The 22,916-nt window shown below is 69.7% G+C and carries 23 protein-coding genes; 20 read left to right on the plus strand and 3 right to left on the minus strand.

All coding sequences use genetic code 11. From position 1 onward, the window contains the following. Positions 1–5: 5 nt before the first annotated feature. The 9 genes from O9Y01_RS07045 to O9Y01_RS07085 are packed head-to-tail and all read left to right on the plus strand — an operon-like array spanning position 6 to position 9,388. Positions 6–746: an SDR family oxidoreductase gene (locus tag O9Y01_RS07045; RefSeq protein WP_269630824.1), complete on the plus strand. Its 741-nt coding sequence runs from the start codon at positions 6–8 to the stop codon at positions 744–746. Then, positions 743–2,098: an AMP-binding protein gene (locus O9Y01_RS07050; protein ID WP_269630825.1), complete on the plus strand. Its 1,356-nt coding sequence runs from the start codon at positions 743–745 to the stop codon at positions 2,096–2,098. Before O9Y01_RS07045 ends, O9Y01_RS07050 begins: the two co-directional genes overlap by 4 nt. Further along, positions 2,095–3,201 (plus strand): LuxE/PaaK family acyltransferase, encoded by a 1,107-nt coding sequence (locus O9Y01_RS07055; protein WP_269630826.1) that lies wholly within the window; start codon positions 2,095–2,097, stop codon positions 3,199–3,201. Before O9Y01_RS07050 ends, O9Y01_RS07055 begins: the two co-directional genes overlap by 4 nt. Next, positions 3,198–4,445, plus strand: a complete 1,248-nt coding sequence (locus tag O9Y01_RS07060; protein ID WP_269630827.1) for an acyl-CoA reductase — start codon at positions 3,198–3,200, stop codon at positions 4,443–4,445. Before O9Y01_RS07055 ends, O9Y01_RS07060 begins: the two co-directional genes overlap by 4 nt. Beyond that, complete coding sequence (locus O9Y01_RS07065) at positions 4,442–5,224, plus strand: GNAT family N-acetyltransferase (RefSeq protein WP_269630828.1); 783 nt, start codon at positions 4,442–4,444, stop codon at positions 5,222–5,224. Before O9Y01_RS07060 ends, O9Y01_RS07065 begins: the two co-directional genes overlap by 4 nt. After that, the gene (gene rffA / locus O9Y01_RS07070) at positions 5,205–6,332 is read left to right on the plus strand and encodes a dTDP-4-amino-4,6-dideoxygalactose transaminase (protein ID WP_269630829.1); all 1,128 of its coding nucleotides are present in this window, start codon (positions 5,205–5,207) and stop codon (positions 6,330–6,332) included. The genes O9Y01_RS07065 and rffA overlap by 20 nt, the downstream gene beginning before the upstream one ends. Further along, on the plus strand, positions 6,329–7,213 hold the full coding sequence (locus O9Y01_RS07075) for a decaprenyl-phosphate phosphoribosyltransferase (RefSeq protein ID WP_269630830.1): 885 nt from the start codon (positions 6,329–6,331) through the stop codon (positions 7,211–7,213). The genes rffA and O9Y01_RS07075 overlap by 4 nt, the downstream gene beginning before the upstream one ends. A 4-nt stretch (positions 7,214–7,217) precedes the next feature. Beyond that, positions 7,218–7,634, plus strand: coding sequence for a divergent PAP2 family protein (locus O9Y01_RS07080; RefSeq protein ID WP_269630831.1), 417 nt, complete (start codon positions 7,218–7,220; stop codon positions 7,632–7,634). 20 nt (positions 7,635–7,654) lie between these two features. Next, positions 7,655–9,388, plus strand: a complete 1,734-nt coding sequence (locus O9Y01_RS07085; RefSeq protein WP_269630832.1) for a PglL family O-oligosaccharyltransferase — start codon at positions 7,655–7,657, stop codon at positions 9,386–9,388. Positions 9,389–9,403: 15 nt separating this feature from the next. Here the strand turns inward: O9Y01_RS07085 and moaC are convergent, their stop codons facing one another. Further along, complete coding sequence (gene moaC, locus O9Y01_RS07090) at positions 9,404–9,886, minus strand: cyclic pyranopterin monophosphate synthase MoaC (RefSeq protein WP_269630833.1); 483 nt, start codon at positions 9,884–9,886, stop codon at positions 9,404–9,406. A gap of 115 nt (positions 9,887–10,001) precedes the next feature. Between moaC and O9Y01_RS07095 the strand changes: the two genes are divergently transcribed. Beyond that, positions 10,002–11,588: a M48 family metalloprotease gene (locus O9Y01_RS07095; RefSeq protein WP_269631379.1), complete on the plus strand. Its 1,587-nt coding sequence runs from the start codon at positions 10,002–10,004 to the stop codon at positions 11,586–11,588. A gap of 19 nt (positions 11,589–11,607) precedes the next feature. Here the strand turns inward: O9Y01_RS07095 and O9Y01_RS07100 are convergent, their stop codons facing one another. After that, a complete protein-coding gene (locus tag O9Y01_RS07100) occupies positions 11,608–11,967 on the minus strand; it encodes a phage holin family protein (protein WP_269630834.1) in 360 nt (119 codons plus the stop codon). A 327-nt stretch (positions 11,968–12,294) separates the two neighbouring features. Between O9Y01_RS07100 and O9Y01_RS07105 the strand changes: the two genes are divergently transcribed. Next, positions 12,295–13,257 carry a TerC family protein gene (locus O9Y01_RS07105; protein ID WP_269630835.1) on the plus strand — a complete coding sequence of 321 codons (963 nt, stop codon included), beginning with the start codon at positions 12,295–12,297 and terminating at the stop codon, positions 13,255–13,257. Positions 13,258–13,332: 75 nt separating this feature from the next. On the opposite strand, the gene O9Y01_RS07110 is transcribed toward O9Y01_RS07105, so the two are convergent. Then, on the minus strand, positions 13,333–13,986 hold the full coding sequence (locus O9Y01_RS07110; protein ID WP_269630836.1) for an acyl-homoserine-lactone synthase: 654 nt from the start codon (positions 13,984–13,986) through the stop codon (positions 13,333–13,335). Between the two features lie 298 nt (positions 13,987–14,284). Between O9Y01_RS07110 and O9Y01_RS07115 the strand changes: the two genes are divergently transcribed. The 9 genes from O9Y01_RS07115 to O9Y01_RS07155 all read left to right on the plus strand — a co-directional run bounded on the left by O9Y01_RS07115 (position 14,285) and on the right by O9Y01_RS07155 (position 22,914). Continuing rightward, positions 14,285–14,686 carry a DUF4902 domain-containing protein gene (locus tag O9Y01_RS07115; RefSeq protein ID WP_269630837.1) on the plus strand — a complete coding sequence of 134 codons (402 nt, stop codon included), beginning with the start codon at positions 14,285–14,287 and terminating at the stop codon, positions 14,684–14,686. 109 nt (positions 14,687–14,795) lie between these two features. Next, positions 14,796–15,509, plus strand: coding sequence for an autoinducer binding domain-containing protein (locus O9Y01_RS07120; RefSeq protein WP_269630838.1), 714 nt, complete (start codon positions 14,796–14,798; stop codon positions 15,507–15,509). A 293-nt stretch (positions 15,510–15,802) separates the two neighbouring features. Next, a complete protein-coding gene (locus O9Y01_RS07125; RefSeq protein ID WP_269630839.1) occupies positions 15,803–16,573 on the plus strand; it encodes an energy transducer TonB in 771 nt (256 codons plus the stop codon). Beyond that, positions 16,570–17,658, plus strand: coding sequence for an alpha-hydroxy acid oxidase (locus O9Y01_RS07130; protein ID WP_269630840.1), 1,089 nt, complete (start codon positions 16,570–16,572; stop codon positions 17,656–17,658). Before O9Y01_RS07125 ends, O9Y01_RS07130 begins: the two co-directional genes overlap by 4 nt. Before the next feature lie 185 nt (positions 17,659–17,843). Then, positions 17,844–20,174, plus strand: coding sequence for a TonB-dependent receptor domain-containing protein (locus tag O9Y01_RS07135; protein ID WP_269630841.1), 2,331 nt, complete (start codon positions 17,844–17,846; stop codon positions 20,172–20,174). A 39-nt stretch (positions 20,175–20,213) separates the two neighbouring features. Beyond that, on the plus strand, positions 20,214–20,891 hold the full coding sequence (locus O9Y01_RS07140) for a Fe2+-dependent dioxygenase (protein ID WP_269630842.1): 678 nt from the start codon (positions 20,214–20,216) through the stop codon (positions 20,889–20,891). Further along, on the plus strand, positions 20,888–21,526 hold the full coding sequence (locus O9Y01_RS07145) for a PepSY-associated TM helix domain-containing protein (protein WP_269630843.1): 639 nt from the start codon (positions 20,888–20,890) through the stop codon (positions 21,524–21,526). The genes O9Y01_RS07140 and O9Y01_RS07145 overlap by 4 nt, the downstream gene beginning before the upstream one ends. A gap of 27 nt (positions 21,527–21,553) precedes the next feature. After that, positions 21,554–22,084: a DUF2271 domain-containing protein gene (locus O9Y01_RS07150; RefSeq protein WP_269630844.1), complete on the plus strand. Its 531-nt coding sequence runs from the start codon at positions 21,554–21,556 to the stop codon at positions 22,082–22,084. An 11-nt stretch (positions 22,085–22,095) separates the two neighbouring features. Further along, on the plus strand, positions 22,096–22,914 hold the full coding sequence (locus tag O9Y01_RS07155) for a DUF4198 domain-containing protein (RefSeq protein WP_269630845.1): 819 nt from the start codon (positions 22,096–22,098) through the stop codon (positions 22,912–22,914). Positions 22,915–22,916: the final 2 nt, after the last annotated feature.

Raw genomic sequence — 22,916 nt, forward strand, 5'->3', positions numbered from 1 at the left:
GCGTCATGGACAAGCCTGTTGCCTTCATCACCGGTGCCTCGCGCGGCATCGGGGCCGCCTGTGCGAAGGCCCTGGCCGAGGACGGCTTCGGGCTGGTCCTGCACGCCCGAAGCCAGGAGGCCCTGGAGGCCTTGCTGCACGAGCTGCCGGCTGATCTGGATCCGGCCGGCGTGCTGCCCGTGGTCTATGAGCTGCAGGACAGCGAGGCCATCGGGCAGGCCTTCCAGACGATCTTCAAGCGCTTCCGCCGCCTCGACGTGCTGGTGAACAACGCCGGCGTGATGGAGTCCGCCAGCCTGGGCATGATCGCCCGGGACAGCCTGGCGCGCACGCTCGAGGTGAACCTCACGGCCGCCATCCTGCATCTGCAGGGCGCTGCGAAGCTGATGGGCCGGGCGGGGCGCGGCTCCATCATCAACATGTCCTCCGTGGTGGGCCGCTGGGGCGCCGAGGGGCAGGTGGCCTATGCGGCCTCCAAGGCAGGTCTGATCGGCGCCACGCTTGCGGCTGCCAAGGAGCTGGCCGCGCGCCAGGTGCGCGTCAATGCCGTCGCGCCGGGCATCATCGACACCGACCTGCACCGCCAGGACAGCCCTGAGCAGCGCCAGCGCAAGCTGGCCCTGGTGCGCATGGGGCGCATGGGCGAGGCCCGCGAGGTGGCTCAGCTGGTGAGCTTCCTGGCCTCGGACCGTGCCGCCTACATCACGGGCCAGGTGATCGGCATCGACGGAGGCATGAGCCTGTGAACTTCTGGGCGCTGGACGCGGCCCACGGCGAACGCGTCGTGGCCATCGACACCGGCGGCCGCGAGGTGTCCGGCCGCCAGCTCGCCGAAGCCGTCCGCGCCAGCGAGGAGGCCTTGGCCCGCCTGGGCACGCGCACGCTGGGCCTGATGTTCTGCAGCAACCGGCTCAGCGACGTAGCCCTGTACCTGGCCTGTCTTCGCCAGGGGCACGTGCCCTTGCTGCTGCCTGCAGACATGCCGGCCCGGCAGGTCGAGGCACTGCGGGCTCACTACCGGCCCCAGTGGGTGGCCGGGCTGGACCCCGCTGACGCCGTGCCCGTCGGTCAGCCCGACGCGCCGCCCGTGCTGCTGCACCCTTCGCTGGCCCTGCTGCTCAGCACCTCGGGCAGCACCGGGAGCCCGCGGCTGGTGCGCTTGTCGCGCGAGGCACTGCAGGCGAACGCAGCCTCCATCGTCGAGTACCTGCAGCTGGGCCCCAGGGAGCGCGCGATCCTGAGCCTGCCCATGCACTACTCCTACGGCCTGTCCGTGCTGAACAGCCACCTGCTGGCCGGCGGCAGCGTCGTGCTGGGCGGTCCGGGCATCATCAGCCCGGACTTCGTGCCGCTGATGCGCCGCCATGCCGTGACGTCCCTGGCCGGCGTGCCCTACATGTACCAGATGCTGCATCGCACCGGCTTCTTCCAGCAGGACCTGCCGGCCCTGCGCACCCTCACCCAGGCCGGTGGCAAGCTGGACGAGCGCCTGGCCCGGCGTGTCCACGAGCACGCGCTGGCGGCCGGGCGCCGTTTCTTTGTCATGTATGGCCAGACGGAAGCCTGCGCACGCATCAGCTATGTGCCGCCCGAGCAGCTCGCCCGCAAGATGGGCTCCATCGGCGTGCCCATCCCCGGCGGACGCCTGGACCTGGACCCGCACACCCAGGAGCTGGTCTACGAGGGGCCCAATGTGATGCTGGGCTATGCCGAGTCGCGCGAGGAGCTGGCGCTGGGCGACGTGATGAAGGGCCGCCTGCCCACGGGCGACCTGGCCCGCCGCGACGAAGACGGCTTCTTCTTCCTCGAGGGCCGGATCAAGCGTTTCATCAAGGTCTACGGCAACCGCATCGGGCTGGACGAGGTCGAGCGTGCGCTGGAGGACCTGCTGCAGCTGCCGGTCGCGGTGGCGGGGCGTGATGATCGGCTGGTCGTGTGGATGGAGACCGGCGATGCCGCGCTCGTCGCGCAGGCCAGTGCCCTGGTGCGGCAGCAGTTCGGCATCCATCCGAGTGCCACCCAGTGCCGCGCGGTGGACGCGCTGCCCCTGCTGGCCTCGGGCAAGAAGCACTACGCAGCACTGCTGGAAGGCTCATGAGCGCCACGCCCCCGATCCCGCAAGACTGGCCGTCCCTGCCGCTGGAAGGCCTGGGGCCCTTCGACGCTCCCGCCAGCGTCAAGGACCCTGCCTTCCTGCGCACCATGCAGGCGCTGACGCAGTGGCACCGGGCGCGCTGTGCGCCCTATGCCCAGGTCCTCGAGCGCCTGTTCCCGCCGGGCGAGGCCACGCACCTCCATGAGCTGCCCTACCTGCCCGTGCGGCTGTTCAAGACGCGGGAGCTGCGCAGCGTGGATCCGGCGCAGGTCATCAAGACGTTGACGTCCAGCGGCACGAGCGGGCAGGCGGTGTCGAAGATCTACCTCGACCGCGAGACCTCGCTGCGGCAGAGCCGTGCCCTGGCCGCCATCATGGCCTCCTTCCTCGGGCGCAAGCGCTGGCCCATGCTCATCGTGGACTCCAGCGAGCTGCTGAAGGACCGCCGGCAGTTCAGCGCCCGGGCGGCCGCCATCCTCGGCTTCTCGCTGTACGGCCGCGACCACAGCTATTGCCTGGACGGCAGCCTGGCGCTCGATGCGGCCGCGCTGCAGGACTTCCTGGACCGGCATGCGGACACGCCCGTCCTGCTGTTCGGCTTCACCTTCATCGTCTGGCAGGGGCTGTACCAGAGCGCCCTCCGCCAGGGGCTGCAGCTGCGCCTGCCGCCGGGCAGCCTGCTGATCCACGGAGGCGGTTGGAAACGGCTGACGGACCAGCAGGTCGACAACGCGAGCTTCAAGCGCTGCCTGCAGCAGCAGTTCGGCATCGAGCATGTCCACAACTACTACGGCATGGTGGAGCAGGTGGGCTCCATCTTCATGGAGTGCGAGCACGGCAGCCTGCATGTGCCCGGTTTCGCCGACGTGCTGGTGCGCCATCCCCACACCCTGCAGCCCCAGCCCCCGGGCGAGCGCGGCCTCATCCAGGTGCTGAGCGCCCTGCCGCTGAGCTATCCCGGCCATTCCCTGCTGACCGAGGACGTCGGCGTCATCCACGGACGCGACGACTGCCCCTGCGGACGCCAGGGCGCCCGGCTGTCGGTGCTCGGGCGCCTGGCGCAGGTGGAGCTGCGCGGCTGCAGTGACACGAGGGCCCTGGCATGACGAGGCCGCGCTATCTGCTGGGAGCCGCTCCCGACGCCCGCCTGGAGGAGGTGCTGCAGCGCCTGTCCGTGCAGCCGGCCTGGCAGCCCTTCGACGAGCGCGTGCTCGCCTTCGTGCGCCGTTTCTCGCAGCGCCTGCTGACCTCGCCGGAGATCCGCCGCTTTCCGGAGCTGGCCGCGCTGGGCCACTGGTTCCGCGGCGCCCAGTTGCGGGACCTCGCCCAGCGCCATGCCCCACAGGCCGGAGACCACCTGCTGCTGGGCCGCGGCCTGGCCTTCCACCTGGCGCCCAGCAATGTGGACTCGGTGTTCATGTACTCCTGGCTGCTGTCCCTGCTGGCCGGCAATGTGAACCTGGTGCGCGTGTCGCAGCAGCCCAGCGAGGGGCAGGACTTCCTGGTCGAGATGCTGCGCAGCACGCTGGACGAGGACGTGGGCGATGCCGTGCGCGAGCGCTTCGTGCTGCTGACCTACGCCCACGACGAGCAGCTCACCCGTCAGATCTCGCAGGCCTGCATGCTGCGGGTGGTCTGGGGTGGAGACGCCACCGTGCAGGCCATCCGTGCCATCGCACTGCGGCCCACGGCGGTGGAGGTGTGCTTCCCCGATCGCTTCTCGGCCTGCGCCATCCGGGCCCAGGCGGTCCTGGAGGCCTCGGACGCGGCCCTGGACCAGCTGGCGGCCGACTTCTTCAATGACGCCTTCTGGTTCGCCCAGCAGGCCTGCTCCTCGCCGCGCCTGGTGGCCTGGATCGGCACCGACGAAGCCGCCGAGGCCGCGGCAGCCCGCTTCTGGCCGGCCCTGCGCCAGGTCCTGGCGCGCCGGCAGCCGCAGGACAGCGAGGCCGCCTGCATGGCCCGTCTCGCGGCGAGCTTCGAGTTCGCGGCCGCCGGCCTGGCCCGGCCGGCCGAGCCGGGCATGCCGGCCGCCGCCCTGCCCACCCGCCTGCGCCTGGAGTCCCTCCTGGATGCCGAGGCCCGGGCGCTGCATTGCGGCCACGGCCTCTTCCTGGAGCTCCAGCTGCCGGAGCTCGCCGCGCTGGCGGCCCACCTGAGCGACAAAGAGCAGACCCTGGCCGTGCACGGTTTTTCCCGCGAGGCCCTGCTGGAGTTGGTCCAGGTCCTGCCCGCGCGGGCGCTGGACCGGCTGTGCCCGATCGGGCAGGCGCTGGCCTTTGCGCCGACCTGGGACGGCGTCGACCTGATCTCAGCCTTCAGCCGCAAACTGCTGCTGCCGCCGCCATGACACGACTGAGCTGCCGATCCGCATCGCTGGCCTGCCGCCTGACGCCCTGGGACGAGCGCGTGTTCGGCCATCGCTGCGCCGAGATCACGGCGCTGGAGGTGGGTGACGCCGCAGACCTCGGACCGCTGCTGGCCCTGTTCAACGACTGGGCCCGGCAGGAGCAGGTGGCCTTTGCCTACGGCCGTTTCCCGCCCACGGCGGCGATCAAGGCGGCCTTCCACGAGGCCGGCTTCTATTTCGCGGAGGCGAGCTACCGGCTGCGGCATGCGCGCATCCAGCAGACGGCATCCCTGGATGCCCTGGCCCGGCCCGGCCCGGTGCTCCAGCCCGCCCAGCCGGCCGACCTGGCCCGGGTGCAGGACATCCTCGCCGAGGACTTCCACCACGGTCGCATCCACGAGGACCCCTGGGTGGATCCCGCGGACGCCGCCCAGCGCAACCGCAACTGGCTGGCCGACCTGCAGGCCCAGCGGCACGACATCCTCACCTACCAGCTCAAGGGCGAGGTCATCGGCCTGCATGTACAGCGGGCCGCGGCGCCGGGGCCTGGCATCGAATGGGTGCTGACGGGGGTGAAGCGGAGCCATGCGCTGCTGGGGGTGTCCCTGTGGGCCGAGGTGATGAAATGGAACCGGGCGCAGGGCGTCCGGGAGGTCCACACGCTGATCTCGGCCGCCAACGTGCCGATCCTGAACCTCTACCGGCGGCTCGATTTCCAGTTCGAGTCCTTGCTGATCGGATTTCACAGGCGCTACAGACATGACAAGAATCCCCTTTAACAAGCCCTATCTGCATGGCCGGGAGCTGGTCTACATCGCGCAGGCCGTGGCCTCGGGCAAGATCTCGGGCGACGGCATGTTCACCCGCAAGTGCCATCAGTTCTTCGAGCAGCGCTGGGGTTTCCCGAAGACGCTCATGACCACCTCCTGCACGGACGCGCTGGAGATGTGCGCCCTGCTGCTGGACATCCGCGAGGGCGATGAGGTCATCGTGCCCTCCTTCACCTTCGTCTCGACCGCCAACGCCTTTGTGCTGCGCGGCGCCAGGCTGGTGTTCGCCGACAGCGAGCCGGACAACCCCAACCTCGACCCCCGTGGCCTGGAGGCGCTGATCACGCCGCGCACCCGTGCCATCGTGGTGGTGCACTACGCCGGGGTCGCCTGCGACATGGACCCCATCCTGGCGCTGGCCGCAAGCCGCGGCATCGTCGTGGTGGAAGATGCCGCCCAGGCCATCGACTCGTACTACAAGAGCCGTCCGCTGGGCAGCCTGGGTACGCTCGCCACCTTCTCCTTCCACGAGACCAAGAACGTCATCGCGGGCGAGGGCGGCCTGCTGGTCATCAACAATCCCCAGCTGACGGAGCGCGCGGAGATCATCCGCGAGAAGGGCACCAACCGCAGCGCCTTCTTCCGGGGCGAGGTGGACAAGTACGGCTGGGTGGACATCGGCTCCTCGTTCCTGCCGTCGGACATCGTGTCGGCCTATCTCTACGCCCAGCTGGAGGTGCTGGACGCCATCCAGCTGCGCCGCAAGGCCCTCTGGCGGCGCTACTGGGACAATCTGGCCCCGGCCCTGCCGGCCAAGGGCGTGAAGCTGCCCGTCGTGCCGGCATGGGCCAGCAACAACGGCCACATGTTCTACCTGGTGTGCGAGAGCCTGGCCCAGCGCAGCGTGCTGATCGAGGCCCTCAAGAAGGAGGGGATCGACGCCGTCTTCCACTACCAGTCCCTGCACCGCAGCCGTTACTACGCCGCCAGGCATGACGGGCGCGAGCTGCCGAACTGCGACCGCTTTGCGGACTGCCTGGTCCGCCTGCCCTTCTTCTACGAGCTGCAGGACGCCGACGTGGACCGCATCTGCGGCACCGTGCTGGCCGCGCTGTGACCGGCTCCGCGCAGCAAGAGACCAGGAAGGCATCGATGGAACTGCTGAAACTCATGCGCCCGCGCCAGTGGGTGAAGAACATCTTCGTGCTGGCACCGCTGGTGTTTGCCGGTGCCTTCAGAAGCCCGGCGGCGCAGGGGGCCGTGCTGCTGGCCTTCGTGCTCTTTTGCATCGCCTCGTCCGCGGCCTACATCGTCAACGACCTGCAGGACATCGACAAGGACCGCCGCCATCCTGTGAAGTCGAAGACGCGGCCGCTGGCTGCCGGGACGGTCTCGGTGCGGGCCGCCTTGCTGCTGCTGGGCCTCCTGTACCTGGTGCTGCTGTCGGCCTGGTGGTGGCAGCCGGGCGTCGTCAAGGTGCTGGCGGTCTACCTCGCGCTGAACCTCGCCTACAGCTTCGGGCTCAAGCATCAGCCGGTGCTGGACATCTTCCTGGTGGCCTTCGGTTTCGTCCTGCGCGTGTATGCAGGCGCGGAGGCCCTGGCGGTGCCGGTGTCCTCCTGGATGTTCGTGACCACGATGTGCCTGGCCCTGTACCTGGCCGCCGTCAAGCGCCGGCAGGAGCTCAGCCAGCGCGGCAGCGAGGCCCGCGAAGTGCTGCAGCACTACTCCGTCGCGCTGGTGGACCGGTACGCGGAGATGGCGGCGATGGGCGCCCTGGTCTTCTACAGCCTCTTCGTCATGTCCAGCCGGCCCGAGCTGGTGGTGACGGTGCCCGTGGTGCTCTTCGGCCTGTTCCGCTACTGGTATGTGGTGGAGACGCTGGAGGGCGGGGAGTCGCCGACGGACGTCCTGCTGTCCGACCTGCCCCTGCTGCTGACGGTGCTCGTGTGGATGGGCGCCTGCCTGTGGGTGCTCTGGCCTGCGGCCGGAGGGTGATGCCATGGACCTTTCCTATCTTGTGACACCCTTCCTTGCCTGGCTGGTGGCGGGCAGCCTGAAGTTCCTGATCAACAGCATCCGGGCCCGGCGCTGGGCCTTCGGCCTGATCGGCTATGGCGGCCTGCCCAGCAATCACAGCGCCATCGTCAGCAGCACGGCGGTCCTGATCGCCCTGCGCGAGGGGCTGGGCCATCCGGCCTTCGGCGTGGCGCTGACCCTGGCCTTCGTGGTGATGATGGACGCGCGCAGCCTGCGCCGCCAGGTGGGCCGCCAGGCCGAGGCCATCAACCGCCTGGCCGGGGAGGCCGCCGGACACGCGCCGCTGCGGACCCGCATGGGGCACAGCGGGCTTGAGATCGTCGCGGGCGTGGCGACGGGCGCGGGCGTTGCCCTCCTGGTGTTCCATGGCCTTCGCTGAGGCCGACTAGACTGCGCACCGTGAATCCCACCACCCTGATCCTTGCCGGCACCCTCCCCACGCTTCTCGCCTACAGTCTCTCGCCCTCCACGACGCTGCTGAACCAGCTGCTGGCCGTGGGACTGTGGGGCGGCGTGCTGCTGACCCAGCAGGTCCGGACACGCCAGGCCGGCTGGGCCCTCCTGCCGCGCAGTGCCCCGGGCCTGCTGGCGGTGGCGGCTGCCGTCCTTGTGGCCCTGCTGGGCGTTTCGCTGACCGCCCTGGCCCTGCTGCCGGCGCTGGCGCTGCTGATGGCCGGCATGCTGGTGCTGGCGGGAGCCCGCGCAGGCGCCTCGGGGCAAGGCCTGACCCTGGGGCGTGCCTTCGCCCTGGGCCTGCTGCTGGCGGGGCTGGGCGGCGCGCTGGTGTCGCTGGTGCAGGTCTTCCTGCCGGACTGGACCGATGCCGCCTGGATCGCCCGCTCGGGCATTGCCGGACGCGCGGTGGGCAATATCCGCCAGCCCAATCACCTGGCCAGCCTGCTGCTGTGGGGCTGCATCGCGGCGGTGTGGCTCAGCGAGAGCTGGGGGCGTGAGCGCCCGGCCATGCGCGCGCTGCTGCCGCTGATGCTGTGGCTGCTGCTCTTCTGCGTGGTGCTGAGCGCATCGCGCACGGGCATGTGGTTCGGCGTGGCGCTGCTGGTGCTGTGGGGGCTGCTGGACGACCAGCTGCGTCTGCATGCCCGCCTCAGTCTGCTGATCACGCCGCTGCTGACCTACGCCTCCTGGCAGTTCATGCACTGGTGGTCCGCCGCCAGTGGCCACGCCTTCGGCGCCGAGGCGCGCCTGGCCGAGGGGGCGGGCTCGCCGTCCCGGGTGGCCATCCTCAAGAACAGCTGGGCGCTGCTGCAGCAGCATCCCTGGCGCGGCGTGGGTTGGGGCGATTTCAACTTCGCCTGGACCCTGACGCCCTTTCCCGACCGCCCGGTGGCCTTCTTCGACCATTGCCACAACCTGGTGATGCAGATCCTGGTGGAGATGGGCTGGCCCCTGGGCCTGCTGATGCTGGGCGGCCTGGCCTGGCTGCTGTGGCTGGGCCTGCGTGCGGCGTATCGTGCGCGGGGCGCCGTGGCGCTGCAGCGCCGCTGCGCGCTGATGGTCGTGCTGATGATCGGCCTGCACAGCATGCTGGAGTACCCGCTGTGGTACCTCTACTTCCTGCTGCCCACGGCCTTCGCGCTGGGTCTGGCACTGGCGGCGTCAGGTGGGCAAGACCTGACCCCGGACCAGCAAGACCTGACCCCATCTGCCGCCGTGCTGCCTCAGCGCCTGCTGCAGGCCGCCGGCGCGCTGATGATCGCCGGGGCCGCCTTTGCGGGCTGGGACTATCTGCACATCGTCGACATCTACCGCTCCGGACCGCGCATGGCGCCGCTGGACGAGCGCATTGCGCGCGGCCAGCGCAGCCTGCTGTTCTCCGCGAGTGCCGACTATGCCGCCGCTACGGTGCCCGCGCCCTCCCGGGCTACGCTGGATGCGGCACGGCGCACCGGGCACAACCTGATCGATGTCCGCCTCATGATCGCCTGGGCCCAGTCCCTGCACGCGGTGGGAGAGACCGACAAGGCGCGCTACCTCGTGCAGCGCCTGCGCGAGTTCCACAGCACGGCGGCCGAGGAGTGGCTGGACGAATGCGAGAACTGGCCGGCCCATGCCCTGCGGCCCTTCCAGTGCGACCCACCGCAGCGGAGCTACCGCTACGAGGACTTCCGCTGAGCCGGGGCCGGGGGCTCAGTCCTCGGCCACCCAGTCCCCGCTCTTGCCGCCCTTCTTCTCCATCACGCGGATGCCGTCCATGACCATGCCGCGGTCGGCCGCCTTGCACATGTCGTAGATGGTCAGCAGGCCGACCTGCACGGCGGTGAGGGCTTCCATCTCGACGCCAGTCTGGCCCAGGGTCTCGACCTGGGCCTCGCAGTGCACGGTGGACGCCGCCTCGTCGATGCGGAACTCCACCGCCACGCGGGTGATGGGCAGGGGATGGCACAGGGGGATGAGGTCGCTGGTGCGCTTGGCGCCCTGGATCGCTGCGATGCGGGCCACGCCCAGGACATCACCCTTCTTGGCGTGGCCGCCCTGGATCAGCGCCAGCGTGGCGGGCAGCATGCGGATGCGGCCGGTCGCCCGCGCGATCCGGTGCGTGACCGCCTTGGCGGACACATCGACCATATGGGCCTGGCCCTGGGCGTCAAAATGGGTGAGCGGCGAATTCATGGTCAGCAACACAGGCTTAAGGATTGGCTGCCATGATAGCGAGCGACCCGGCCCGTCGGCCGGGGCCGCACAAAGCTTCCGACGGAGCCTGGGAGAGGGGATTTTGGTGAAGAGAATGCATGCCGAGGCGGCGAGCAAGCCGCTGGCGCAACGCCTGCTGGCGACCCTGTGCGCAGGCCTGATGCTGCTGCCGGCCGCCCCCCTGCAGGCGCAGGTGAACCTGCCGGCCCTGGGTGATTCGGTGTCGGATGACCTCAGCATCGGTGCCGAGAAGCGCCTGGGCGAGCAGATCATGCGCCAGATCCGCCCCGATCCCGACTACCTGGACGACCCCCTGCTCCTGGAGTACGTGCAGGGCGTGTGGGGCCCGCTGGTCGAGGCCGCCCGGCGCCAGGGCAATATCGGTGACGACACTCACGAGCGCTTCGCCTGGGAGGCCTTCCTGGTCCGCGACCGCAGTGTCAATGCCTTCGCGCTGCCGGGCGGCTACGTGGGCGTCCACCTGGGCCTGATCGCCATCACCAGCTCGCGCGATGAGCTGGCTTCGGTGCTCGGGCACGAGCTCTCGCACATCACCCAGCGCCACATCGCGCGCCGCATCGTCGGCGACTCGCGCAGCAGCATGGCCGCGATGGCGGGCATGGTGCTGGGGCTCATCGCCGCGTCCAAGGCGGGCAGCGTGGACCTGGCCAATGCCGCCATCATGGGCAGCCAGGCCGCGGCGGCCCAGGCCTCGCTCAACTTCTCGCGCGACATGGAGCGCGAGGCCGACCGCGTGGGCTTCAACGTCATGGTGGGCGCGGGCTTCAAGGGCCTGGGCATGGTGAGCATGTTCGAGCGCATGGACCAGGCCTACCACCTGATGGATTCAGGCGCCTACCCCTATCTGCGATCGCACCCGCTGACCACCGAACGCATTGGCGACGCCCGCCTGCGCCTGGGCACGGAGGCGCCCCTGGCGCTGGAAACCTCGCCGGAGCACGCCCTGATGGCCGCCCGTTCGCGCGTGCTGATGGACGCACGCGCCGAGTCCTGGCGCCAGCTCCAGGGCATGGATGCCGGTGTCCGTCAGACCCTGGCCCATGGCCATGAGCAGCTCGCGGCCCGCTATGCCAGCGCGCTGGCCTCGATCAAGCTGCGTGACTTCAGCCGGGCCGAGGCCGCCCTGCAGCAGGCCGAGCAGCTGCAGCGCCAGACCGTGCCTGACGACGTCCGCGTCCGGCGCGACCTGGCCTTCCTGCGTGCCGAGCTGGCCCAGGCCCGGGGCGATGCCGGTGCCGGCTATCTGGCGCTGTCGGCCCTGCCCGAAAAGAGCCGGGCCGTGCTGATGATGCGCGGCCAGCTGGCCCAGGTCGACAAGCAGCCCGAGCGCGTGCGGGCCGCCGCGGAGGCGCTCCAGACCCATGTGAGCCTGCAGCCCGCCGATGCCGGAGCCTGGGGCCTGCTGTCGCAGCTGTGGACACAGCTGGAGCAGCCCCTGCGCGCCGTGCGGGCCCTGGGCGAGTCCCGTGCCGCCATGGGCGACCTCAATGGCGCCATCGATCGCCTGCGCTCGGGCCTGCGCCTGTCCCGCACCAGGGACGCCGACCAGTTCGAGGCCTCGGTCATCGACGCGCGCCTTCGCAGCCTGCTGTACGAACGCCGGCAGATGCTGCTGGAGATGTACCCGCGCGGTGCGCCGCCAGGCGCCGAGCTGCCCTGAGCGCGGCGCGCCGGGCGCTTCAGTCCATGGGCGAGGGGAAGAGCCGCTCGACCACGGTGTCGATCAGCATGCCGCACAGGCTGTAGATCAGGGAGCCGATCAGGGCGGCGCCGAAGCCGGTGACGGCAAAGCCGTCCAGTACCCCGGCCGCGGCCCAGAACATCAGGGCATTGATCACGAAGAGGAAGAGTCCCAGGCTCACCACCGTGACCGGGAGGGTCAGCAGCACCAGGATGGGCCGCAGCAGCGTGTTGAGCAGGCCCAGGATCAGCGCAGCGATCATGGCCGACCCGAAGCTTTTCACTTCGACGCCAGGGTAGAGATGGGCGACCAGCAGCAGGGCACCGGCCAACAGCAGCCAACGGGTGAGCGTCTTCATGGCGGCGAGCATACCTGCGGACCGTGAATTTGGCGCAGGGTCCGGCGCGGAATGTCGCGCGGGACTTGCTCAGGATCATCCCCGGCCTGTACGAGGCCATGGGCGCTGGTGCACAATGCAGGCTTCCGAAAGGGGAGTAGCTCTCGGTCCTTGTGCCGAGGCGGACGCCCGTCAGTACGGTGCTCGCGAGGGCGCCCGGGCCCCGCAGCCAGTCCGTGCCAATCCACCGGTATGGTCCATGCCCCGCAAGACCTTTCGTGAGCCGTCGATGTCCGCGCGCCTGCCGGTGCCGGACGTCCTGTGTCTGACATCTTGCGGGAGTCTCCCATGAGCAGTGCGCCCCTGTGGCTGTGGTTCTTCTTCGTCGCGTCCGTGCTGGGCGCCTTGTTCGTCGACTTCGTCCTGCTGCGCAAGCAGGGGGCTCATGAGGTCAGCCTGCCGGAGGCCCTGCGCTGGTCCGGCATCTGGGTTGCCCTGAGCCTGGCCTTCAATGTCCTGCTGTGGTGGGCCGTGCGTGACAGCACCGGCGACACCGCCCTGGCCAATACCCGTGCGCTGGAGTTCCTGACCGGCTACCTGATCGAGAAGTCGCTGGCGGTCGACAACATCTTCGTCTTCCTGATGATCTTCACCTACTTCTCGGTGCCGCCGGCCTACCAGAAGCGGGTGCTGATGTGGGGCATCGTCGGTGCCATCGTGCTGCGCTCGGTGATGATCCTGGTGGGCAGCTGGCTGATCGCGCAGTTCCACTGGGTGCTCTATGTCTTCGGTGCCTTCCTGCTGCTCACCGGCATCAAGATGTGGTGGGCCGCCGGGCAGGAGCCGGACCTGGAATCCAACCCCGCGCTGAAGCTGCTGCGCCGCGTGCTGCCGGTGAGCCCCCAGTTCGATGGCGAGCGCTTCTTCACCCGCCTGGACGGCAAGCGCATCGCGACGCCGCTGTTCCTGGTCGTGGCACTGGTGGGCGTGACGGACGTGATCTTCGCCGTGGACTCCATCCCCGCCATCTTTGCGGTGACCACCGATCCCTTCATCGTGCTGAGCTCCAACATCTTCGCCATCCTGGGCCTGCGCGCCATGTACTTCCTGCTGGCGGCGATGGCGGCCAAGTTCCATCTGCTGAGCTATGGCCTGGCGGTGGTGCTGGCCTTCATCGGGACCAAGATGATGCTGATCGACGTCGTCAAGATCCCGGTGCTGGCCTCGCTGGCGGTGGTCGTGCTGATCCTGGCGGTGACCATGGTGCTGAGCGTTCGCACGGCGCCGCGCCTGCCGGCATCGCGACCCTGAACAGGGCCGGCCCGCCCGCAAAAAAGGCCCTCGTCGAGGGCCTGAACAAGAGAGAGACGGTGCGGGCGTTCAGGCTCAGGCCGCCGCGAGCTGCAGCGTGCTGCACGCGAAGGGCAGGGGAGCCGGGTGCGGATGACCGGCCTGGCTGGCCGGGGCCAGCGCCTCGAAAGTCTTGTCGCTGAACTCGATCATGGCGGCGACGAGCAGCTGGCCCTCGCTGCGCAGCGGCGCGCCCAGGCGCTGGATGTCCACGCCCCAGCGCATGGCCAGGCGTTCGATGGCGACGGTGGTGCAGAAGATCAGGCGCCGCGCGCCCGACTGGGCCGCCGTGCGGATGGCCTGCAGCAGCAGCTGCTTGCCCACCAGCAGGTCGGCGGCGCTGGCGCCCGGCAGGCCCTGCTGCACGATGTCCATCGCGGCATAGCGGGACAGCTCCCAGACCTGGGCATCCCGCGGGGGCTGGTGGCCGGACAGCAGCTGGGGGAAGAGCTCGCCCAGGAGGTAGCTGCCCTCGGTGGGCAGCAGGCGGGCGTAGCCGATGACCCGGCCTTCCTCGCTGCGGGCCACGAGGTGGACGGCGTCGGCCTTGTCGAACTGGTCCTGGTCGCAGCCGGGCCTGCAGGGCAGGTCCCAGCCCAGCCGCCCGACGAAGACGTCATACCGATAGGCAGCCAGCTCCGTGCGCGTGGCGGCGCTGAGGGCCGTGTCGGCATAGCGATGGATTCTCATGCGGGCTCCTCCGGTCCTGGTGGACTTGTGTGTACGGACCGCATTTCAGGCGGAGGCTCAATTTACGGCAACTAACAGAACTGTTAGGGACAGGCCCCCCTGCCTGTCTGTACAGTTCCCACCAGAGCGGTGGAATGACCGTTCCGAGGAAATGCTTCTTGCGATGCATGGCTGCCACACCTAGAGCTGGCCAGCGCCGCGTGACCGGGATCCTGTCGACACAAGAAAGGAAGCGGGCCACAGACCGATGGTTCGCAGGAGCGGACCATGTGGACCTGAATGAGCCCGTCCAACAGCTATGAGCATTGACTTCTATCTGCGGCTTGACGCCGCCCAACTGGCGCGCTTGCGCTTCGAGCATCTCGAGTCGCACGTCGACGCCGATCTCTCCGACCTCGCCGTCCAGGCCCGCTGCGAAGGCGCCTGGCTGACCGAGGGCATCGAGGGCTACACCGAATGGGTGGACAGCGCGCATGCCGGCTATTCCATCGGCTGGGACTGGGTGGTGCAACCGCCCACCGGCCTGCTGGCCCTGAAGGCGCACTCCATCCGCACCAACATCATGCTGACGCAGCCGGATGGCAGCGACGCCGGCCGCTCCCGCACAGAGCTGCACCTGGCCGAGCTGCTGCAGACCTGGTCCTGGCCGGATATCGTCCTGAATACGCTGAAGCAGTCCAGCCATCAGCTGTTGCGTTAGTCGCAGGGGTGGCGCAGCAGGGGGATTGCCCTAGTTGGCGCTGTTCGCACACTTTGGCACCCTGCCGGGTCGCCAAGGAGGCGTCCAGCAACCAGCCGACGAGGCCCCGATGAAATGTTGGCAGAGTGAACAGCTTCGCCTGATCAGCAGCGCGTCCAGCACCCAGGAAACCTTTGACACGGTGCTCGCCGAGGCCAACCGCATCGGCTTCAACTACTGCTCCTTCGGCATGAAGGGGCCGGTGCCGCTGGCGGCGCCGCGGGTGGTCTGGTGCAGCAACTACCCGGCGGACTGGCAGCGTCGCTATGAAGAAAAGGGCTATCTGCGGGTAGACCCCTCGGTGCAGCGCGCCATCGTCTCGGACGAGATCATGGTCTGGAACGACGCCTTGTACGCGCAGGCCCCCGAGCTGCGTGCCGATGCAGCGGCCCACGGCCTGCGCTATGGCGTGGGCGTGCCGCGCCGCGATGCGCGGGGCATGGTGAGCCTGCTGAGCTTCGTGCGCTCCGATGAAGACGTGTCGCCCGAGGAGCTCGCCGGCAAGCGCGAGCGCATGCACTGGCTCTCCGTGCTGTGCCACGACGGCATGCTCAAGGTCTGGGGTGACCTGCTGCGCGACGACTCCGCCATGGCCCTGTCCGACCGCGAGCGCGACGTGCTGCGCTGGGCCTGCGAGGGCAAGACCTCCACCGACATCGCCCAGATCATGCAGATCTCCGAGGCCACGGTGAATTTCCACACCCGCAACTCCTGCGCCAAGCTGGGCACCAGCAACCGGACGGCCGCCGCCGTGCGGGCGGCGCTGCTGGGCCTGCTCTGGTGAGCGGGCGCCGCCAGGCCTCGCCCCGAGTGCAGCGGGGCTGATCGGCCCCGGCCCTGGCGCGGCCTGCCGCTGCATGTTGGGCTCGAACGGCCTTGGCCGCCCCGGTCTCGGGGGCGCGCCGGGCCGCCTGTCGTCCCTTCTTTTGCAGAAGATGTCTGCCCAGTGTTTGAGTAAAAGCAAATGCGAATGGTTCGCATTGTGTATGATGAGCTCATCATCCTGATTCCAACGCGCGGCGGGATGTCCGGCGCCTGTGTCTGGGCCGGGCTGACAGGGCTGCGCGGCCTCGCGCCATGAGCCAAGCGATTGCCTCCTTCCCGCTGGACTTCAACTCGACCGCCTCGGCGCCGCGTGCGCCCGAGCCGGCCCGCTCCCCGCGCGATCCGGAGCCGCCCCTGGCGGCCCTGCCGCTGCTGGGACCCACGGAGTGGCAGCCCCGTCGCAGCAAGCGCCTGCTGCTGCCCGTGCTGGGCCTGCATGCGGTGATGGCCTGGGGCCTGGTGCAGATGGGCGTCGTGCCCATGCCCAGCCGCCCTGCGCCGGTAGAGGTCAAGCTGCTGACCGTGCCCCCGCCCAAGACGACGCCGCCACCCGCCGCCCGCCCGACGCTGGCGCCCCAGTTCCAGCAGCTGACCGTGCCGCCGGTGGAGGTGCCGGTGATCCAGGTGGCGCCGTCGCCGGTGCTCGCCGTGGTGGCCGAGACCCCGCCGCCGCGACCGGTGGTGGTGTCCACGCCGGCCCCGGCACCGGCCGGCCCGGGGCCGGCCCACTCCGGCCCGCGCGAGGTGTCTGCCAGCGCGGTGCAGTATCTGCAGGCGCCGCCCATTGCCGTGCCGGCGCTGTCCCGCCGCCTGGGTGAGAAGGGCACCGTGGTGCTGCGCGTGCTGGTGGACCGCGACGGCCTGCCGCGCCAGATCACCCTGCACCAGTCCTCCGGCTTCGCCCGCCTGGACGAGCAGGCCCAGCAGGCCATGCGCGCCGCCCGCTTCAAGCCGCACACCGAGAATGGCGAGCCGGTCGAGATGCTGGTGCTGACCCCCATCCAGTACGAGCTTGGCCGGTGAGCTGGCGCTCACCTCCGCTCACGTCCATCCCGCCGCACGTGGTGGCGGCCGCAGACTACATCCCGTTGGCCCGCGAGCGCCTGGACGATGCCGCCTGGGCCTATCTGGACGGCGCCGCGGCAGATGAGCGCACGGACGCCGCCAACCGCGCCGCCTTCGCCCGCCTGGACCTGCAGACCCGCGTCCTGCGCGATCTGCGGGGCGGACACACCCGCTGCCAGCTGCTGGGCATGGCCTTGCCCCACCCCCTGCTGCTGGCCCCGGTGGCGCACCAGGGCCTCTTCCATCCCGATGCCGAGGCCGCAACCGCCCTGGCGGCGGGCGTGATGCAGACGCCCCTGATCGTCAGCACGCTGTCCACCCTGGGCGTCGAGGCCATTGCCGCCCAGACGAGCGGGCCGCTGTGGTTCCAGCTCTATGCCCAGCCGCGCTGGGAGGACAGCCTGCGCCTGGTCCGGCGGGCCGAGGACGCCGGCTGCCGCGCCCTGGTGCTGACGGTGGATGCGCCCGTTGCAGGCGTGCGCAACCGGGAGCAGCGGGCGGGCTTTGCCTTGCCGCCCGCCCTGGCGCCGCGCGACCTCCAGGACTGTGCACCGCTGCCGCCCGGCCAGCCCGGCACGGACCCCGTCTTTGACCGGCTCATGGCCGTTGCTCCACGCTGGGAGCATGTGGAGGCCCTGCGCCAGGCCAGCGCGCTGCCCCTGCTGATCAAGGGCCTGACCCATCCGGACGACGCACGCCTGGCGCTGGAGGCCGGGGTCGACGGCGTGATCGTGTCCAACCACGGCGGTCGCACCCTGGACGGCCTGCCGGCCAGTCTGGACCTGCTGCCGGCCATCGTGCAGGCGGTGCAGGGCCGGGTGCCGGTCCTGATGGACGGCGGGATCCGCCGCGGCAGCGATGTGTTCAAGGCCCTGTCCCTGGGTGCGGAGGCCGTGCTGCTGGGCCGCTGCTGGGTCCATGCCCTGGCAGCCGCGGGGGCGCTGGGCGTGGCCCATGTGATCCGCCTGCTGCAGGAGGAACTGGCCCTGACCATGGCCTTGTGCGGCTGCCGGGACCTCTCGGAGGTGCGCGCCCGGGCCTGAATGCGAGTTCCCTGACATAAATCAATTGCAAATGCGAATGCTTCGCATCTAGAATATTGATCTGTCGCAGCAAGCCATCCGTTTCGTCGGGCGGGGTGCCTCGCGCACCGGCCCGGCAGGGCGAGGGGGTGCGAGGCCCGGCCTTCGGTAGCCAGCCGCCCCCTGAACGTTGAAACGGAGCCTCCATGTCGCACATCAAGAGCCGCAAGCACGCGGCCCCCGCCCGCCTGAGCACCACCGCCCTGGCCCTGCTGGCCGGCAGCCTGCCGGGCCTGGCCCTCGCCGCCGAGAATGCCCCGGCCCCGCGCAAGGCTGAAGAACAGGTGCTGCCCACCCTGAAGGCCACCGCCGCGCCCGAATCCGGCTTCAAGGCCGACACCAGCGCCAACAGCAAGCTGACCCAGCCTCTGCTGGACACGCCCAAGACCGTGCAGGTCATCAAGAAGGAGATGCTGCAGGAGCAGGGCGCGGCCTCGCTGATGGACGCGCTGCGCAACACCCCCGGCATCACCATGCAGCTGGGCGAGAACGGCAATACCGCGGCCGGAGACACCTTCCAGATGCGTGGCTTCTCGACCCAGTCCGCCACCTTCGTCGATGGCATGCGTGACCTGGGCGCCGTCACCCGTGACACCTTCAATCTGGAGTCGGTGGAGGTGGTCAAGGGCCCGTCCGGTGCGGACATCGGCCGTGGCGCCAGCGCCGGTTACATCAACCTGATCAGCAAGCAGGCCCAGGCCGACCAGTTCAACGAGCTCAATGTGAGCCTGGGCACCGCCAGCCGCAAGCGCGCCACGCTGGACAGCAATGTGCAGCTGGGCACGAACACCGCGGCCCGCGTCAATGTGATGGTGCAGGACGGCGGCGTCGAGGGCCGCGACCAGGTCAAGAACAAGGGCTGGGGCGTTGCGCCCTCCATCGCCTTCGGCCTCAACACGCCCACCCGCGTCTTCCTCTACTCCCAGCACCTGCGCCAGGACAATGTGCCGGACGGCGGCATCCCCACCACCGGCATGCAGGGCTTCTACAACGCCGATGCCAGGATCCAGGCCGCCAGCAAGGTGCGCCGCGAGAACTTCTACGGCAGCCCCGCCGACCACGAGAAGGTGGACGCCGACATGTTCTCGGCCCGCCTCGAGATGGACCTGGGCGGCGGCACCCAGCTCAAGAGCCTGACCCGCTACGGCCGCACCCACATGGAGCGTGTGCTGACCGGCATCAACGGCCTCAGCATCAACGCCGGCACCCAGGCCCTTGAGGTGGCACGCACCCGCCAGCGCGTGGACCAGCGCAACGAGATTCTGGGCAATCAGACCCATGTGGTGACCGGCTTCAAGCTCGGCGGCCTGCAGAACGACGTCAGCGCCGGCTTCGAGCTGCTGATGGAAACTCAGAACAACCGCGGCTTCACCAACGGCAGCACGAGCACCGTGGACGTCGTGCTGAACAAGACCAAGGTGCCGGGCATCGCCCTGCCCAATGCCAATGTTTACGCGCCCAACCTGGCGGACGTGCTGGGCACGCCCATCGCCACCGGCGCCGACACCGACGGCCGCAGCCTCACCCAGGCGCTCTACGCCTTCGACACCCTGCACATCAGCCAGCAGCTCAAGCTCAACGCCGGCCTGCGCGTGGAGCACTACAGCCTGCGCACCAACAGCAGCACCCTGGTGACCGGCGGCACGGGCGGCAACCTGGCCACCTACAAGCCCCTGGGCTACGACGTGGGCAGCTTCGCGTCGAGCAACCTCACGAGCAGCGACTGGCTCAAGAGCTGGAACCTGGGCCTGGTCTACAAGCCGGTGGCCGAGGGCACGGTCTACCTCTCGCTGGCCAACAGCCTGACCCCGCCGGGCGGCGAGAACTTCGCGCTGTCTTCGAGCGCCACCAGCCAGGCCAATGCCGCGCTGGATCCGCAGAAGACCAGCAATGTGGAGTTGGGCGCCAAGTGGGAGCTGCTGGACCGCCGCCTCAACGTCAGCGCGGCCCTGTACCACACCCGCAATGAGGGCCAGGTTTCCTACGATGACCTGAAGAACCCCGTCCCCGTGGGCATGACCCGCGTGACGGGCCTGGAGCTCTCCGCCGTGGGCCAGATCACCAACTTCTGGCAGGTCTCGGCCGGCATCGCCCGCATGAAGACCAGGCAGTCCAACCAGTGGAGCAGCGACCGCACGACCGAGACCATCGGCGTGCGCTGGTCGCCGGACTGGACGGCCACGGTGTGGACCTCCTACACCTTCGGCGACATCACCCTGGGCGGCGGCCTGCGCCATGTGTCCGAGCAGAAGCGCGCCATCACCACGGCCACGGCGGCGCAGAACATGCCCACCATCCCGGCCTACACGGTGGCCGACCTGATGGCGTCCTATGCCTGGAGCAAGACGCTGAAGTTCCAGCTCAACGTGGGCAATGTCTTCGACAAGACCTACATCGCCTCGCTCAACAACAGCGGTGCGCGCATGAAGCTCGGCGCCGAGCGCAATGTGAGCCTGAGCGCCAACCTGCTGTTCTGAGCGCGGCGCTGACACCCACCCCATCCCCAGGAGCCCCGCATGCTGCTGCACATTCCCGAAGTTCTCGGCAAGTCGGAGGTGCAGTCGCTGCGGCGCGCCCTGGATGAGGCAGGCTGGGTGTCAGGTCTTGCCACCGCCGGCCCGCAGGCCGCCCGCGCGAAGGACAACGAGCAGCTGAGCCCGGACTCCCCGGCCTTCCTGCCCCTGTCCGAGCGTGTGGCCGCGGCCCTGCAGCGCCATCCGCTGTTCCTCTCGGCCGTGCTGCCGCGCCACGTGCTGCCGCCCATGTTCAACCGCTACCAGGGCGGGGGCCAGTACGGCAACCACATCGACAACGCCCTGCAGACCGACCGCCGCAGCGGCCAGGTGGTGCGCACCGACGTGTCGACCACGGTCTTCCTCTCCGAGCCCGAGGAGTACGAGGGCGGCGAGCTGATCGTGGAAGACAGCTACGGCACGCACGAGGTCAAGCTGGCCGCGGGCGATGCCATCGTCTACCCCTCCACCTCCCTGCACCGCGTGGAGCCGGTGCGCTCGGGCGCGCGCATCGCCTCCTTCCTCTGGACACAGAGTCTGGTGCGCGACGCCTGGCGCCGCGCCATGCTCTTCGAGCTGGACATGACCATCGTCAAGCTGCGCGGACAGCTGGGTGACAACGCCGAGGTGACGGCGCTGACCGGCCACTATCACAAGCTGCTGCAGCAATGGGCGGAATGACCGACATCGCCAAGCCCGGTGCCAAACCCTCGAGGGCCGGCTGGATGCGCACGCTCTACCAGTGGCACTGGATCAGCTCGGCGCTGTCCCTGGTGGGCATGCTGCTGTTCGCGGTCACGGGCTTCACGCTCAACCATGCATCGGACATCGAAAGCAGGCCGCGTGTGGTCCAGCGCGAGCTGACCCTGCCCGCCGCGCTGCTGCCGGCCCTGGCGCCCAGCGCGCTGCAGGGTGATGCCGCGGTGCCTGCGCCGGTGCGCGACTGGCTGGTGCGCGAGCTGGACGCCGAGCTGGCCAGCGACGGCAGCATCGAGTGGTCGCCCGAGGAGCTCTACATGGCCCTGCCGCGCCCGGGCGGTGACGCCTGGCTGCGCCTGGACCGGCACAGCGGCGTGCTGGAGTACGAGAACAGCGACCGCGGCTGGCTGGCCTACTTCAACGACCTCCACAAGGGCCGGCATGCCGGCCGGGCCTGGAGCCTGTTCATCGACGTCTTCGCAGGCGCCTGCCTGCTGTTCTGCCTCACCGGCCTGCTGATCCTGCAGCAGCACGCAGGGCGGCGCCCGAGCACCTGGCCCCTGGTCGGCGCGGGCCTGGTCCTGCCGGTGCTGCTGGCCCTGCTGCTGGTGCACTGAATTCAAGGAATCTGGAAGGACACCCTCATGCAAACCTCTCTCCTCAGCGCCCGCTTCGCGGCCCTCGGCGCCCTGGGCCTGGCGGGCTCGCCGGTCTGGGCGGCCGAAGTCCAGCTCAAGCTCGACATCCCCCGCCTCAACGTGGCCGAGTACCACAAGCCCTATGTGGCCGTGTGGCTGGAGAAGCCCGGCGAAGCCGGCGCGGCGGCGCAGCTGGCCGTCTGGTATGACCTCAAGAAGCCCAACAACGGCGGCACGAAATGGCTGCGCGACATGCGCCAGTGGTGGCGCCAGGGCGGTCGGTCCCTGAGCCTGCCGGCGGACGGCGTCAGCGGCGCCACCCGCGCGCCCGGTGAGGCCGTGCTGCAGCTGGACAAGCACCCTGCCCTGGCCCAGCTGCCGGCCGGCAACTACGAACTGGTGGTGGAAGCCGCCCGCGAGGCCGGCGGCCGCGAGGTCCTGCGCCTGCCCCTGGCCTGGCCCGTCAAGGCGGCCCAGCAGGCCAAGGCCCAGGGCGAGCATGAGCTCGGCGCCGTGCAACTGAACACCAAACCGTGAGGAGGCTGACCATGTGGAGCAAGACCCGACCCCTGCTGACCGCCCTGGCCCTGTGCCTGGCCGGCAGCGCCCAGGCCCACATGACCTGGCTGCTGGCCAACAGCTACCAGGTCAATGGCAAGGAGCCCGTGGTGTCCGTGGATGCCGCGGTGTCCGAAGACCTCTTCGTCTTCGAGCGCGCCCTGAAGCTGGAGCAGATCCTGATCACGGCGCCCGACGGCAGCAAGCTGGAGGCCCAGCAGCGCACGGCCGCCCGCCATCGCGAGAGCTTCGAGCTGCGCCTCACGCAGGACGGCACCTACCGCGTCAGCCATGTGCAGCTGGCCCTGATGGGCAGCTATGTGCTGGACGGCCAGACCAGGCGCTTCCGCGCCACGCCCGCCACCCTGGACCAGGAGCTGCCCGCCGGCGCGCAGCTGCAGGGCCTGACCCAGGTGCACAACCGCCAGCAGATCTTCGTCAGCAAGGAAGAGCCGGGCAAGCTGGCCTTCGTGCCCGAGGGCCAGGGCCTGGAGCTGCTGCCCCTGGATCCGGTCACCGAGCTCAGCCATGGTGACCGCAGCCGCTTCCGCCTGCTGCTGGACGGCCAGCCCCTGGCCGAGGCGTCGGTGCGCCTGCTGCGCGAGGGCAACCGCTACCGCTACAAGCTGGGCGAGCAGCTGATCAAGACGGATGCCAAGGGCGAGTTCACTGTTGAATGGACCGAGGCCGGCCGCTACTGGCTGGGCGCCGCCCAGGGCGACAAGCCCGCGCAGGGCGTGACGGGCACGCGCGAGCAGCCGCTGCGCCGCGCCAACCTCAGCGCCAGCTTTGAAGTGCTGCCGCGTTGAAC

The organism is Pelomonas sp. BJYL3 (genome assembly GCF_027257975.1).
Lineage (GTDB): Bacteria > Pseudomonadota > Gammaproteobacteria > Burkholderiales > Burkholderiaceae_C > Roseateles_B > Roseateles_B flavus.

Bases quoted from the DNA above. Each gene is read 5' to 3' on its own strand.
- O9Y01_RS07045 (WP_269630824.1), top strand. From the start codon at position 6: ATGGACAAGCCTGTTGCCTTCATCACCGGTGCCTCGCGCGGCATCGGG.
- O9Y01_RS07055 (WP_269630826.1), top strand. From the start codon at position 2,095: ATGAGCGCCACGCCCCCGATCCCGCAAGACTGGCCGTCCCTGCCGCTG.
- O9Y01_RS07060 (WP_269630827.1), top strand. From the start codon at position 3,198: ATGACGAGGCCGCGCTATCTGCTGGGAGCCGCTCCCGACGCCCGCCTG.
- O9Y01_RS07065 (WP_269630828.1), top strand. From the start codon at position 4,442: ATGACACGACTGAGCTGCCGATCCGCATCGCTGGCCTGCCGCCTGACG.
- rffA (WP_269630829.1), top strand. From the start codon at position 5,205: ATGACAAGAATCCCCTTTAACAAGCCCTATCTGCATGGCCGGGAGCTG.
- O9Y01_RS07080 (WP_269630831.1), top strand. From the start codon at position 7,218: ATGGACCTTTCCTATCTTGTGACACCCTTCCTTGCCTGGCTGGTGGCG.
- moaC (WP_269630833.1), bottom strand. From the start codon at position 9,886: ATGAATTCGCCGCTCACCCATTTTGACGCCCAGGGCCAGGCCCATATG.
- O9Y01_RS07095 (WP_269631379.1), top strand. From the start codon at position 10,002: ATGCATGCCGAGGCGGCGAGCAAGCCGCTGGCGCAACGCCTGCTGGCG.
- O9Y01_RS07100 (WP_269630834.1), bottom strand. From the start codon at position 11,967: ATGAAGACGCTCACCCGTTGGCTGCTGTTGGCCGGTGCCCTGCTGCTG.
- O9Y01_RS07105 (WP_269630835.1), top strand. From the start codon at position 12,295: ATGAGCAGTGCGCCCCTGTGGCTGTGGTTCTTCTTCGTCGCGTCCGTG.
- O9Y01_RS07110 (WP_269630836.1), bottom strand. From the start codon at position 13,986: ATGAGAATCCATCGCTATGCCGACACGGCCCTCAGCGCCGCCACGCGC.
- O9Y01_RS07115 (WP_269630837.1), top strand. From the start codon at position 14,285: ATGAGCATTGACTTCTATCTGCGGCTTGACGCCGCCCAACTGGCGCGC.
- O9Y01_RS07120 (WP_269630838.1), top strand. From the start codon at position 14,796: ATGAAATGTTGGCAGAGTGAACAGCTTCGCCTGATCAGCAGCGCGTCC.
- O9Y01_RS07125 (WP_269630839.1), top strand. From the start codon at position 15,803: ATGAGCCAAGCGATTGCCTCCTTCCCGCTGGACTTCAACTCGACCGCC.
- O9Y01_RS07135 (WP_269630841.1), top strand. From the start codon at position 17,844: ATGTCGCACATCAAGAGCCGCAAGCACGCGGCCCCCGCCCGCCTGAGC.
- O9Y01_RS07140 (WP_269630842.1), top strand. From the start codon at position 20,214: ATGCTGCTGCACATTCCCGAAGTTCTCGGCAAGTCGGAGGTGCAGTCG.
- O9Y01_RS07145 (WP_269630843.1), top strand. From the start codon at position 20,888: ATGACCGACATCGCCAAGCCCGGTGCCAAACCCTCGAGGGCCGGCTGG.
- O9Y01_RS07150 (WP_269630844.1), top strand. From the start codon at position 21,554: ATGCAAACCTCTCTCCTCAGCGCCCGCTTCGCGGCCCTCGGCGCCCTG.
- O9Y01_RS07155 (WP_269630845.1), top strand. From the start codon at position 22,096: ATGTGGAGCAAGACCCGACCCCTGCTGACCGCCCTGGCCCTGTGCCTG.